The sequence below is a fragment of the Lysinibacillus sp. FSL M8-0216 genome, from assembly GCF_038595555.1.
Taxonomy (GTDB): domain Bacteria; phylum Bacillota; class Bacilli; order Bacillales_A; family Planococcaceae; genus Lysinibacillus; species Lysinibacillus fusiformis.
On sequence record NZ_CP152007.1, the window covers coordinates 2130718 to 2144170 of the forward strand.

At 31.9% G+C, this 13453-nt stretch carries 10 protein-coding genes and 2 pseudogenes; 8 read left to right on the forward strand and 4 right to left on the reverse strand.

The genetic code is table 11. From position 1 onward, the window contains the following. Positions 1-926 precede the first annotated feature (926 nt). From MKX57_RS10340 to MKX57_RS10350, 3 genes are read right to left on the reverse strand one after another with little or no spacing between them, the layout of a single operon-like run. Positions 927-2030 carry a hypothetical protein gene (locus MKX57_RS10340; protein WP_089984649.1) on the reverse strand — a complete coding sequence of 368 codons (1104 nt, stop codon included), beginning with the start codon at positions 2028-2030 and terminating at the stop codon, positions 927-929. Beyond that, on the reverse strand, positions 2027-3484 hold the full coding sequence (locus MKX57_RS10345; RefSeq protein WP_008175053.1) for a HAMP domain-containing sensor histidine kinase: 1458 nt from the start codon (positions 3482-3484) through the stop codon (positions 2027-2029). Before MKX57_RS10345 ends, MKX57_RS10340 begins: the two co-directional genes overlap by 4 nt. A gap of 3 nt (positions 3485-3487) precedes the next feature. Continuing rightward, positions 3488-4183 (reverse strand): response regulator transcription factor, encoded by a 696-nt coding sequence (locus MKX57_RS10350; protein ID WP_008175050.1) that lies wholly within the window; start codon positions 4181-4183, stop codon positions 3488-3490. 192 nt (positions 4184-4375) lie between these two features. Here MKX57_RS10350 and MKX57_RS10355 point away from each other — a divergent pair, with 192 nt between their 5' ends. The 5 genes from MKX57_RS10355 (at position 4376) to MKX57_RS10375 (ending at position 10092) form a co-directional block, all read left to right on the forward strand. Next, entirely contained in the window at positions 4376-5557 is a 1182-nt protein-coding gene (locus MKX57_RS10355; protein WP_090001659.1) for a DUF418 domain-containing protein, read from the forward strand. 443 nt (positions 5558-6000) lie between these two features. Next, positions 6001-7776: an acyltransferase family protein gene (locus MKX57_RS10360; RefSeq protein ID WP_008175042.1), complete on the forward strand. Its 1776-nt coding sequence runs from the start codon at positions 6001-6003 to the stop codon at positions 7774-7776. 42 nt (positions 7777-7818) lie between these two features. Continuing rightward, a complete protein-coding gene (locus MKX57_RS10365) occupies positions 7819-8511 on the forward strand; it encodes a hypothetical protein (protein ID WP_174804736.1) in 693 nt (230 codons plus the stop codon). Between the two features lie 57 nt (positions 8512-8568). Next, positions 8569-9486, forward strand: coding sequence for an LCP family protein (locus MKX57_RS10370; protein WP_342551006.1), 918 nt, complete (start codon positions 8569-8571; stop codon positions 9484-9486). A 216-nt stretch (positions 9487-9702) separates the two neighbouring features. Further along, positions 9703-10092, forward strand: a complete 390-nt coding sequence (locus tag MKX57_RS10375) for a hypothetical protein (protein ID WP_342551007.1) — start codon at positions 9703-9705, stop codon at positions 10090-10092. A 623-nt stretch (positions 10093-10715) separates the two neighbouring features. Here MKX57_RS10375 and MKX57_RS10380 read toward each other — a convergent pair. Continuing rightward, positions 10716-10853: pseudogene (locus MKX57_RS10380) on the reverse strand (site-specific integrase); the annotation flags it as partial. Positions 10854-11103: 250 nt separating this feature from the next. On the opposite strand from MKX57_RS10380, the gene MKX57_RS10385 reads away from it, so the two are divergent. The 3 genes and pseudogenes from MKX57_RS10385 (at position 11104) to MKX57_RS10395 (ending at position 13411) form a co-directional block, all read left to right on the forward strand. Continuing rightward, on the forward strand, positions 11104-11580 hold the full coding sequence (locus MKX57_RS10385; RefSeq protein ID WP_008175037.1) for a CarD family transcriptional regulator: 477 nt from the start codon (positions 11104-11106) through the stop codon (positions 11578-11580). 557 nt (positions 11581-12137) lie between these two features. Continuing rightward, a pseudogene (locus MKX57_RS10390) lies at positions 12138-12340 on the forward strand (cold-shock protein). Between the two features lie 279 nt (positions 12341-12619). Continuing rightward, a complete protein-coding gene (locus tag MKX57_RS10395) occupies positions 12620-13411 on the forward strand; it encodes a PhzF family phenazine biosynthesis protein (protein ID WP_043989862.1) in 792 nt (263 codons plus the stop codon). Positions 13412-13453: the final 42 nt, after the last annotated feature.

Sequence of the window (13453 nt, forward strand, 5' to 3'; positions counted from 1 at the left end):
ATCGTTAAATTTACACTAGAAGATAAAAATTAATGTTATCGAATTTTATTTATTAGGAACGGAAACTTATGAAAGAATTGACGATCATAGCCGTCAATTCTTGCATCTCAACTAATGGAATAACGAGATTCTTTTTTCTTCTTTTAACTTTTTAAATTCTTCGTTCATAGCTTTAAAACAGTCGCAGAAGAAGCAGGGATAACAACAGCTATCCTTTACAACAAGTTACTATAAAACCTAAAGAGGGGACTTCCGTTTCAAAGGCTTTATTTTTAAATTAAAATATCATTTTATATGACGTGTATTGCAAGATAGCAGTTAGAAATTACCGAAAAATGCCTAAGGGGAAGGAGATTTTGGAAATGATTTGTGTCATTACAGGATTAGGAAGAAAGTTGTTTGCAGAACGGGCAAAGGAAGGATAATAAGCAAGTGAAAAAATACAATCATATTGTATGAGAAAAACCAAAAACTATGTTGCAATATCAATACTTAGTACGAGATTCCAACATTGATTGTTTTTTTGGTTCATTTGATATCATTTAGTTCTCTCTGGCATGAATCAAATGAACCTTTTTTAACATTTATAATTAATTTATTTTTCATCTTCAATTTTTAATTCAAAACAAGATTGATTGTTCTAATCTGTTTATTTGATTGTCCTCGTTTTGTTCCTACTACCATGTAAGAAATGTTTCTTCAAATTTTGTGGAAGTTCAACTATAAAGAATAGCCAATCATTTCACAATACTGAGTGTGAATAAGTCTCCCATACATATTTCTTACCTTAATTGTACAAAAAATAGGTTATGCAAAAAGTTTGATGAGTATACGATGATCATTGAAAATGTATATTCGGTATTAATAATTCATTAACCCTTTAAATTCTTCTACAGTTAAAGGTTTAGTATTTTTAATACATTTAACTAAAAATCAATAATAAATACTTGTTCTTCTGTTTGAAGAATTTGAGAAATTTTTCTACCTTGTAAAAGTAAGCTTTGATTATCAAGGCTCCAATAGAGTTCATAGGGTGTTAACCCTTGATAAATGGTTTCTACATTGAGTATATTTTTACCTTGAAATCTTCCTATATAAACATTATCTTCATCACTCAGAGAATAGGCGATTTTCTTTTGATCATTTGAAAATTCATATATACTTACTTTTTCTAATAAGATGGCAAGATCACCATTACGGCTATCATATTCGTATAATGTTTCATCTTTACCAAGGAATACAAATTGATAATTATTTAACCAAGTAGTTTTACTTCCATTTGTTTGATGTGTGTACTTAGTTTCTATTTTATTACTGTTTATCGTCACGAAAATAAGACTACTATCATTAGAAGGTTTAGATGGCGGAATTATAGTAAATAACAAATTTTTTCCATCATCTGAGATATTTACCCCTACGAAAGTTCCCTTATCTTTGAGTTCAACTAATTCGTATGTTTGAAGGCTGTTTAAAACTATATCAAATACACCAATAGTTGTTGGTTCATCAATCATTGAGCTAGAGCTAAGAAAACATAGAAATCTGCTGTTGTTAGACCAAGCTATATCTTGGAGGTAGATATTCTGGTTAGACTTAAGTGGTATCTCAATTTTTTCTTTTCCATCTTTTACAGAGATAAGCTTTAATGAAGGACCATATGATGACAATCTAGTTTGAGCAATCATTTTACCATCTGGTGACATATATAAGTTAAAAATGTTGTTATTCATTTTCTGCAAAACTTCAGGTTTTTCATATGGGGAAGATAATCGTTGTAGATGAGATAATCCCTCTTCTTTAAAGATTCCAATGACTGATTTATTATCAGACCAACCCAGTAATTTACTAGCCGGTGGAAGACGATAAATGGATTTAACTTTAAAAGATTTATTCATCTGATCCATGGGAGGCTGCTCCGAATTGTCTGAAATTATAATGGTTTCTGTACGCTTTCCTATATTACAACCTGTCATAATTAAGGTAAGGGAAAATAGTACGGCTGACCAATGTAACCAATGTTTTTTCTTCATAATAAATTTTCATCCTTCATGTATATCATTTCTACATATACTATGGTATTTTGATTTTCATTAAAGATACGTATAATCCCTTTATGATCCTCTACAATAGATTTTGCAATACTTAGACCTAATCCTACACTTCCTTCCTCTGCTTTTTCTTGATTTATTGAAAAAAAGGGTTGAAATAGGTTGGTGAATTGTTCCTGTTCAATGTGATTACTAGGATTCATGAATTTTAAAATTATTTTTTCTTTTACAAGTTCTGCACTAATATTTATTTGTGAAAAAGGTGAACTGTATTTTATAGCATTATCTAATAGGTTAATAAAAAGTTGGCGAATTCGATTGTCATCACCATAAACATACAAATCCTCTTGAATGTCGCTATTTATACTTTTTTTGTAACGTTCAGCTCGAAACGACATAGAATCACAAACATCTTTTAAAATTTCACTAGTATCTACTTTTTCGAATGGATATTCTCTCGTTGTGCCTTTAGATATTTCAAGAAGTTTAACTACCATATTGTGGAGTCTCCGACTTTCCTCAATAATGTGTTTCATACCTTTTTTAAAAAAACTTCTATCAGATTCTCCTTTTTGCTCTATAATTTCTGCATATCCGAGAATGGAAGTAAGAGGAGTTTTAAGCTCATGAGTAATATTGTCAAAAAATAGCTTTTCCTTCTTGTTTAACTCTTTTAAACGATCACGGTCACTTTCTATTGTAGATATTTGACTATTAATTCGTTTGATCATATCATTGAAATTCATTGCCAATTCACCTATTTCATCTTTTCTTTTAAAATGAATATTAACATTAAGATTTCCTTTTTTAACCTGATTAGATGCATGTGTTAATTCAACGAGGGGAATAGTGATATGTCTTGAAAGAATATATGAAAAAAGAAATGCTACAGTAAAAATAACCACGGCTATATAAAAAATAATATCTAAAATCCTTTTACTTTGATTATAAAGAAGGCTAAAATCTTTCGAAAAACGTAAAATTCCAACCTCTGATCCATCAATTACAACAGGGTAAGAGAAAAGAACCTTGGCTTTATTTTGATAGTAGGAGATATGATAAGCAGTTTTTCCCTTAATAGCTTGTTGAAGATCAGTATCTATTTTTTCTAAAAAGGATTTTTTATCAGAAGAATATAATAACGAACCATCTAAACTATAAACACTTACATTACTACCTGTAGAAAAGTTTAAGTCGTGTACCATTTCTTCTGCCATTTCACCAAAATAAAGCTTGTTATTTTTATAATGATTAATTAAAAAAGATTGGCGAACATACACATTACTGTTTTTTTTTAACTCAACTAAATCAGAAGTTATAATCTTCTCGTTATTAGTCCAAGTTACTTCTTTTACAGTGTAATTAAGTACTAGAAAAGATAAAAAAAAGATGGCGAAAAAACCAAAAATAAATTTTGCTTTAATAGTTCTTAGCATCCTTTACTTCACCTGCTTTTCAAATTTATAGCCAATTCCAAATACTGTGGTAATAATGTCTCCTGCATCAAGTTTTTTTCTAAGACGCTGAATATGAGTATCAACAGTACGTGTATCACCAACAAAATCATACCCCCATACCAAATCGAGCAACTCTGATCGAGTAAAGATTTTACCCTTTTGTCCTATTAGAGTCATTAATAAATCATATTCCTTGGGAGTAAGCTCTATATTTATATCATCTTTTATTACCAGCCTTTCTTCTGGTAGAATTAAAATATTTTTAAATCTAATATCTTGGCTTTTTTCTTGCTTTTCCAAGCTATTCGTTTGATCTAATCTTCTAAAAATTGTTCTAATCCTAGCAACTACCTCACGCAAATCAAACGGCTTTGTGATATAGTCATCTGCTCCATATTCTAGCCCAATTACTTTATCGGTAATATCAGATTTAGCAGTTATCATCAAAATGGGAATATTGTAAGTGGTTGTTACTTGTTTACAAATATCCAACCCGCTACAATCGGGAAGCATCCAGTCAAGTAAAAGTAGATTAGGCTTGTATATTGCTATTGCACTTAATCCAGAAGATCCTGTTGTTTCAATGCGTGTATGAAAACCTTCCATCATTAAACCATATGACAGCAAATCAGCAATTGGTTCGTCATCTTCTATTATGAGAATTTTAGTTTTGTCCATGTAAATGTCCACCTTTTTTTATATCTATTTAAGTATAGTCCCATATCAAATTTAGTATTATCCAGTGTCTAGATGATACAAGAAGCTTTCAAAGAAAGCCAATACAAAGTTGTTTTGTGACATTTTGTTTACATATTGATTAATCTTTAGAGACAATTGAGAGTTATATTTGGCTATGGTTATAGCCCCAATATGGAAAAGGAGGAATGTTTATTGTTAATCGAAAATGAAACTCCTGATGGTTCTAAAAGGAGCTCAGGTGGTCTCGGTCGTTTGGTCGCTCTTGATGTTGCGCGTGGATTGGCAGTCTTAGGAATGTATGTGCAACACTTTGCTTTGAATGAAAAGAATGCAGCAATCGTTTCAGGAAATACAACTTTACTATTTGTACTTTGTGGTGGTATTTCTTATTCTCTCATGGCACAGGGAATGAGGGATAAAGGTATAGAAAAAACTGCTTTTAGGTCACGCATGCTAGCACGGGCGGTTTTTATCGATCTTATTGGGTATACTCTCATTATGTTAAATACACCGTTTGGGGTGATATTACCCGCTTATGCAGCGCTTTTTGTACTTGCTTTACCCCTGGTGTATCGTTCGACTCGTGTGCTTGTTACAACAGCAATTTGTTTAATCTTGTTAGGACCACCAGTAATGGTACTTGGAGGAAGTTTGTTTTCTGAAGCTTTTCTTCTGTATGATATTGCCGGGGGTCCAATGTCAGCTTTAGCACTTTCCTCTGTTTTTGTGGCAGGAATGGCTATTGGTCGTCTTGATCTTACTAGTACACATACTGCTCTTTCATTGGCAGGTAGTGGTTCAATTATGCTTATAATTAGTATTATGTTGTCTAAATTTGTACTTCCTGATTTAAGTCAAACCTTTGAAAATTGGCTTATAAGTGTTCAAGGGGTAAACAGTATTGAACTAGACCCGTACGCAATCTGGCCATATAATGTGGAACCACCAATGTGGCACAGTCTACTTTTAACAAGTTCACATAGTGCATCCTCTTTCCAGACGTTGATGGGTCTTGGGGCAGCATTTTTTGCTCTTGGAATAGTTTGTATCATATCCAAAAAAATTTCTAAATTAGTGATTCCTTTCGCCTTAGTTGGACGTATGGCGTTGACGATGTATGCAATTCAGTTTGTTGTGGTATGGGGTATTCAACTAGCTGGCGGTAATTTTAGTCTAGGTGAAATACCATTTGGAGACATGTTAATCGTTATAATAGCATTGGTGGTAGGGTGGTTATTATCTTGCCTTCCTAAAGGTCCACTAGAGGCATCCTTGCGACATTTTGATAGTTTTTTTACCCTACGCAATCAAACCGAAAGGTGCATTAGCAATCACTTGAAAGAAAAAATATAGTATTTATTGCCACAAATAAAGGTTTATTAAAAGGTATAGCAATATACATGAAATAGAAATTAAAAATACACCTCAAAAAAAATCATACATTTAAAATAAAGCGATGGGACAGTCTTTTTAAACAAGACTGTCCCATCGCTTTTAATATAAAAACTCGATAAATAAAAAACAAACTAAATCTATGTAATACATTTCATCACAAAATTCTTTGTACGACAAATTTTAGTGTGTTCGTATGATAACACAAAATTTTAAACTTCCATTTTAGTTTCACATATATCAAATTTAGCTTTTTTATTGTTGTGACAATTTGTTTACAAGTATGTTAAACTTCTGCGATATTCAAACCTTATATTAAAGATGTGGCGTTTGAATGAGAGCAAAAAGGATTTTGATGCCACTGTTCAACCTTCAATAAATAGAGTAAGGACTGAAGTAACAACATGAATAAAATCCAAAATCAAAAAAATAAACACTATATGCCAGGTCTTGATGGTCTTAGAGCTATATCAGTTCTTGCAGTCATAGCATATCATTTAAACCTTAAGTGGGCACAAGGAGGTCTCCTTGGGGTAGGGATTTTTTTTGTTATCTCTGGTTATCTCATTACTGATCAAATTATCAACGAGTGGAAAGGGAAACAAAGATTTAATCTGCTAAATTTCTGGATACGAAGATTTAGGAGGCTCCTTCCAGCTATGCTATGGATGCTATTCTGTGTAGGAACATGGCTTTTAATATTTGATTTAGATAGATTACTTTCATTAAAGGGTCATTTTGTATCAGCTTTATTTTATGTGAATAATTGGTGGTTAATTTTTAACAAAGTTTCTTATTTTGAAAGTTTCGGTCCTCCTTCACCTATTGGACATTTGTGGTCTCTCTCCATAGAAGAACAATTTTACTTTATTTGGCCACTTTTTCTAGTTATCGGATTAACAATAGTTAAACGCAGAAGCGATCTTATCAAATGGATTTTAATTGCTGCAGCTTTATCAGCTATATCAATGGGATGGATTTATGAACCTGGCACTGATCCAAGTAGAGTTTACTATGGTACTGATACTAGAGCATTTGGCTTACTTATTGGTGCAACTCTGGCTTTTATTTGGCCAAGTAAACAATTAAAACAAAGAGATCAAGTTCCATATCAAGCACGACTAATTTTAGACGTAATAGGAGTAGTAAGTTTATTAATAACTCTCATATTAATGGTTTGTACCAACAAATTTAATGAATCACTTTATCCATGGGGATTTGTATTTTTAAGTTTTATTACTGCAATTTTAGTTGCGGTCCTTGCACATCCTGCAAGCATTATTGGAACAATGTTGGGATGTAAACCTTTACGCTGGATAGGGGTTAGGTCATATAGCTTATACTTATGGCATTTTCCAATCATTATTTTATCAAATACAACCAACAAAGAATTTAGTATTACACACATCACAATTCAACTAGTTTTTAGCTTTATTTTGGCATCTTTATCTTACAAGTATATAGAGGAACCCTTTAGGCGAAGAAATTCTAAAGAAAATCCACGTAGCAAATGGCGCTTAAGAAGATATTATATGCGTGCGATATACTTGGCAAGCATTCTTTATAGCTTATTTTTTCTTATTATATTTAGAGTGTATATCACCCAAATTGAATCTAAAGCCACGGCTAATGAAGAGGAAATACTTTATGTAGAGGAAAAAATTGACACTAAGGAAGAAAAGAATGTTTCAAAAAATTTTGTTTATCAGGATGGGGCTGGGATTACAGTCATAGGGGATTCGGTTATTGTTGGTGTTGCTCCTTATCTGGAAGAGTTACTTCCGGGAATCTTGATTGATGGAAAAGTTAGTCGTCAAATGAGTCAAGTGGAAGAAATTATCAAACAGCTACAAACAGAAGGGAGATTAGGCGAAAAGATTATTATTGAGCTGGGAACAAATGGTCCCTTTAATTCAAATCAATTACGTAATTTACTTTCATCACTTCATGATAAGCAAGTTTTTATTGTAAATACACGTGTCCCTAAAGATTGGCAGGATAATGTGAACAAAGTGATTTCAGAGGTTGCTATTGAGTTCCAAAACACGACTATTATCGATTGGTATGCAGCTAGTGAAGGAAAAGAAAATTATTTTTATGAGGATGGAGTGCATTTGAAACCAAAAGGTGCAGAATACTATGCTTCTATAATACTAGAAGCAGTTAAGGAAAATATTTAGGAGAGTTTTTAAATTATATTCACATTAAGAGAGGAAAGTATTATGTATAAATTAAAAGAGAAGAAACAAACAAAAGGTAAAAAGAAACTAATCCTTGTACTAGCACTATTGCTCATTTCCATTGGCATTGTTAGTTATGGTATGAATAAAACCGTTCCGACAAATAAATCCATAGAAGAAGTAAAAGCAACTCACATTGAGGAGATTCATGACAAGGTGGAAGTGGAGGGGAAGACGGAAGTTTCAAAAAATGTTAATACTCAAGATGTGACAGGGGTTACTGTTATTGGGGATTCGGTCATTGTTGGTGTCGCTCCTTATTTAGAAGAGTTACTTCCAGGAATCTTAGTTGATGGAAAAGTTGGTCGTCAAATGATACAGGGGGAAGAAACTATTAAACAGCTACAAACAGAAGGGAAATTAGGTGGGAAAATTGTTATAGAGCTTGGGACAAATGGCCCCTTTACTTCAAACCAATTACGTAATTTACTTTCCTTACTTAGCGATAAGCAAATTTACCTTATAAATACACGTGTCCCTAAAGAATGGGAGGAAACTGTAAACAATACGATTTCAGAGGTTGCTCCTGAGTTTAAAAACGCAACTATTATTGATTGGTATGCAGCTAGTGAAGGAAAAGAAAATTACTTTTATCAGGATGGAGTACATTTGAAACCAGAAGGTGCTGAATTCTATGCTTCTTTGATTCTAGAAACAATAAATGAAAATAATTAATGATGTATGTTTTCAAAGATTACTTACACTAAGTAAATAGTAAGGACAGTGAAGTATATGTATAAATTAAAAGAGAAGAAAAAATTGAATATCAGAAAGATAATAATACTTGTGCTAACTCTATTTATTATTTTTGCTGGTTTAGTTAGTTATGGGATCTATAGAACTGTAGCACAATCAGTTGACCATATTTATAAACCTTTGAATAAAGACAAGGATAATGATAAACAACAGCAAAATAAAACTAATATAGAAAATTTAAAACCCCTCTCATTTTTACTACTAGGGGTGGATGAGCGACCAAATGATGTTGGTCGTTCTGATTCTATGATAGTAGTTACTGTTAGTCCTAAATCAGAAATATCAACAATGGTAAGCATTCCACGTGATACGAGAGTTTATAATCCTATGAAAAATTCTTATAGTAAAATAAATGCGGCTTATGCTTATGGTGGAGTGGAAGGAACAGTCCAGGCTGTTGAACAATTTTTAAATATTCCTATTGACTATTACATTAAGGTTAATATGGAAGGTTTTAGGGATATTGTTGATGCGGTTGGTGGAGTGACAGTAAATAATAAATTTGCTTTCACTCTTGAAGATGTGTTTATACCTGAGGGAAAACAACAAATAAATGGTCATGTTGCTCTTAAATATGTTCGAATGCGGAAAGAAGATCCTCTTGGAGATTTCGGTAGGCAAACAAGGCAAAGAGAAGTGATAAGTAAAATTATTGAAAAGGGTACTGAATTTTCTTCATTGGTAAAATATCCGAAAATATTAAAAATATTAGAAAAAAATGTACAAACAAACTTAAAACTAGAACAACTAATTGATATTCAAAAAGCATATAAATCTGCTGCTCAAATAATAAAGCAAATAGAGATCAAGGGTGAGGGAAAGACAATAGATGGTATTTGGTACTACATTGTAAATGATGATACAAGGTTAGAGATTTCAGATGAGTTAATGTAAAATATTTGAAGTGGCATATAAAAACAACGTGTAAATATCTCAACAACTACTTTAGAAGTGAGACAAAATGTGTAAAAAAAGAATCTTCTACCGAAAACGGATTTGGAGAAAAAAGCTCTAGAATCTGGAGAAATCCCAAAAAAAGATTGGTGCCGAACTTGCTAATGTTATTTAAAAACCTTTAGAAGATGCGTAAAAGATAGGTTGGTATAAGTTATGACTGAAGAGAAGAAAGAGGCTAAAAAACATCAAATTGATTATAACGTTATATATGTGCACGTCTACTCAACAGGTGAACAGTTAATATGTAGTTTTGATAAGCCCCATCCAACAATGGAACGACCAACGTTCAAGCAAGCTATGCGTGTAACACCTAATTACGTTGCATTTGCTGAAGAAGGCGATACACTTATATTTTCAGATATGACTATTATAATCAAAGAAAATTTGAAAAACGAAGGATTGGATGAAGACTTTCTTGATTCATTAACAACAGCTGGGGATGCCTTTAAAGAATGGCGTAGACTGTTAAATAGGTTGGAGAGTAAAGAACGTTTACAATTCCTAAAAATGGTTTACAATGAAGGCTTTAAGAATTGTAAATAAAACAATGAAAAGATAAAGGTAAAAGAAAAAGAAAAAGAAGCGCAAACAACGGGAGTGTACTCACACTCCCAAAAAACTTTGTTTTTGATTTGGTAGGTGATTTCTCGAACTTTACAAATATTTAGCCTAGAAAAATATGCAGCTATATTAGTTGTCGCTTTGCTCTCCAAATTATTAGTATTCTATAAATTTTATTTGAAGATGATGCTTTTGTATATAGAATACATTCAGATATCGAGCCAATGTATTTTGCGTTAATATACATTGTAAAGAAAAATGAAAAACCCCAACAAAAGACTGCGTATAACAGGCTTTTGAGGGCTTTGTAGGGTACATATTACAAAATAAAAAAAATTAGTCCGTGAAACATTAAATAAATGGCAAAAATATTGATTTATCAACGTTTACACGGACTTTTACATTAATTAGCCCCACTGCTAGCCCCAGTTCCGCATTCCAAACTTCTACTGAAAACTTCTACTGCTTGTTCTTCTAACTCTTTCATTACATGGAAACCAGCTTTTAAAATCGTATCTCTAAATATTTTATGAATGGCCATGCAATAGGTTATTGAATTTATTTATAAATACAAATAACTGAATGTCAAATTGTTTGCCATGTTTCAATAAAATTTGTTTACACCATACTTGGTATTTTTTTAATTGATCAATTACAAGATCATCCACCAAAATTCTTCGATAACTATTTTTAGTTTTCGGGGTACGCGTACCAATATCATCACGTGTACGTTCTATTGTAATTATATTATTTAACCTCGTATAATTGAGTGTCGTCTATCCTCTCATACGATAATTTTCCGCTAAAAAGTACTGTAGTTTGGTTTGAAAAATGAATTTAATAATATTCTTCTTGAACTAACAGTTAAAGGGATACAGAGTCCTCTTTCTGATTTTTAAATAAAAATTATTTGACAAATAAAATATATTTATGATATTATTAAAAAATTTGATAATAAACAATTTATATGTTAAGGTTAAGAAGATTACCATAATGGAGGTGGATTATTTGTTCGAAATTGGCGATAACATTGTTTATCCAATGCACGGAGTAGGTATAATTAAAGCTATAGAAGAAAAGGAAATCTCAGGGGAAAAGCAACAGTATTATGTCATAAAAATGTTAATCGGTAATATGCAAATCATGATTCCTACAGGTAAAATATTGAGTTCTAGTATACGCCCTGTTACTGACATAATTGCATTAAAACACATCATAAACATTTTTCAACATGGAGAATCAGATAGATTACTGCCTTGGAAACAAAGGTATAAAGTGAACACGGACAAAATAAATACGGGTAAAATACAAGAATGTACTGAAGTTGTACGTGATTTAATTCGTATGAAGAAAGAACAAGGACTTAATTCAAGCGAAAAAAAAATGTTAGATAACGCACATGAATTTTTGATTAGTGAACTAGTATTAATTAAAGGGATTACTGTAAATCAAATAAAAAGTTTCTGTTAAGGTTAATTTAAGATAATGTATTACATTTTGCGTAAATATTCTGAATTTTTAGGGAATATGTTTATTATTAAAAGTAAATCATTTTAAAGACATTCAACTTCTCCCACTCACCTTTAGAGCATTAACCTCTTTTGTTCTACAATTTCATCAATTTTTATTATTTAAATTTCTTTTACGAAGGTTTGAAGTTTTAAAAAATAACTTTATAAAATAGTCACCTGATTTTTGCAATCCTGATTCACACTGGCACGGACAAGGAGCCATAAGGATGAAAGAGAGGTAGGGGTTTCATTGTTTTAGGTATACAATATATTATTTAAGTCATTTTTTCTAGAAGAAAAAACAATCAATCTCACCTCTATACTTTAAGAATTTTTTACATCTACATAGACGGTCAGTGGATTTTTCTATGTATTTACATTTTATTTAAAAAATATTCTTCTTAAAAAGAATTATTTTTGTTCGATGTAAAGGATTTGTAACTTTTCATCTTGATGATCACTGAGAGCATGGATAGTATTACATTGTGTGTGTTTACATACTAGGAGGCAAAACAAATGGAAAAAGGTAATGTAAAATGGTTTAATGGCGAAAAAGGCTTCGGATTCATCGAACGTGAAGGTGGAGACGACGTATTCGTTCATTTCTCAGCGATTCAAGCGAAGGTTACAAAACCTTAAAAGAAGGTCAAGCAGTGACTTTTGATGTGGAGGAAGGTCAACGTGGACCTCAAGCTTCAAACGTACGTACAGCTGCTTAATTTTACAAAACAGGGAAGGCAGGCTCTTTTATGAGAGTCTGCTTCTTTCTAGAAACACTATTTACTCAATTAAAAGGCAATTAGAATTGGATGTAGATTTGAAAAAAAGTCATGACGTTAATAAATAGTTTTAAGTAAAATCCTGTGTTGGTATGCAGGATTTTTTATTGTTCCACAAACTGGCCATTTAATTTAACAATACCTTTAAAGGGAAATGGATATTTATGTTAAAATGTAGATAAGAATATGAAGCTATTAAATTTAGAGATGGGGCGGCATATGAATAGCCAATTTTATTTTATCAATGCTTTTACAAAAGAAAAATTTAAGGGAAATCCTGCAGCAATAGTTTTCTTAAGAGAGAAAAGATCAGAAGAGTGGATGAAATACTTAGCAAAAGAACTCAATCAACCTATTACAGCTTTTATTTCAAAGGAAAATGGAAATAACTATCAACTTAGATGGTTCACACCGACTAAAGAGATTGATTTATGTGGGCATGGTACATTAGGAGCTGCTCATATTTTATGGAGTGAGGGTTTTTCTTCATCAGAGTCAACAATTAACTTTTATACTCAATCAGGACTTCTTCAAACTGAGCTATTTGAACAACAAATAATTCTAAAGTTTAATTTAAAAGAATCAACTCAAACAGAAGTGACTGAGAAATTAAAACGTGTTATTGATTTCCACATAAAAGATGCTGCTTGGGCAGAAGATCGGTACATTTTAGAACTGGAAAACCATGATATGGTTCATAACGTAATGCCTAATTTGGATGCAATTCGAGAACTAGAGGGTCCAGGTATAATTATTACTAGTCGTGGATTAGATAAGTATGACTTTGTATCAAGGTATTTTGCTCCAAAGATAGGAATTAACGAAGATTACGTTACAGGCTCTGCACACTGCGCATTAGCTTCATATTGGAGTGGTCTCTTAAATAAGAAAGAATTTACAGCATATCAGGATTCAGAGCGCGGGGGTGAAATAAAACTAAAGATAAAAGGAGAAAAAGTTGAGTTAATTGGGGACTGTGTAACTTTACTGAAAGGACATTTATATAATTAGCTAATCTTCCGTAATAGGGCGCGATTATTTAAGAACGCGTCT

Coding starts and splice junctions, on each gene's coding strand:
- MKX57_RS10385 (WP_008175037.1), top strand. CDS start 11,104: ATGGAGGTGGATTATTTGTTCGAAATTGGCGATAACATTGTTTATCCA.
- MKX57_RS10360 (WP_008175042.1), top strand. CDS start 6,001: ATGAATAAAATCCAAAATCAAAAAAATAAACACTATATGCCAGGTCTT.
- MKX57_RS10350 (WP_008175050.1), bottom strand. CDS start 4,183: ATGGACAAAACTAAAATTCTCATAATAGAAGATGACGAACCAATTGCT.
- MKX57_RS10345 (WP_008175053.1), bottom strand. CDS start 3,484: ATGCTAAGAACTATTAAAGCAAAATTTATTTTTGGTTTTTTCGCCATC.
- MKX57_RS10355 (WP_090001659.1), top strand. CDS start 4,376: ATGGAAAAGGAGGAATGTTTATTGTTAATCGAAAATGAAACTCCTGAT.
- MKX57_RS10395 (WP_043989862.1), top strand. CDS start 12,620: ATGAATAGCCAATTTTATTTTATCAATGCTTTTACAAAAGAAAAATTT.
- MKX57_RS10375 (WP_342551007.1), top strand. CDS start 9,703: ATGACTGAAGAGAAGAAAGAGGCTAAAAAACATCAAATTGATTATAAC.
- MKX57_RS10340 (WP_089984649.1), bottom strand. CDS start 2,030: ATGAAGAAAAAACATTGGTTACATTGGTCAGCCGTACTATTTTCCCTT.
- MKX57_RS10365 (WP_174804736.1), top strand. CDS start 7,819: ATGTATAAATTAAAAGAGAAGAAACAAACAAAAGGTAAAAAGAAACTA.
- MKX57_RS10370 (WP_342551006.1), top strand. CDS start 8,569: ATGTATAAATTAAAAGAGAAGAAAAAATTGAATATCAGAAAGATAATA.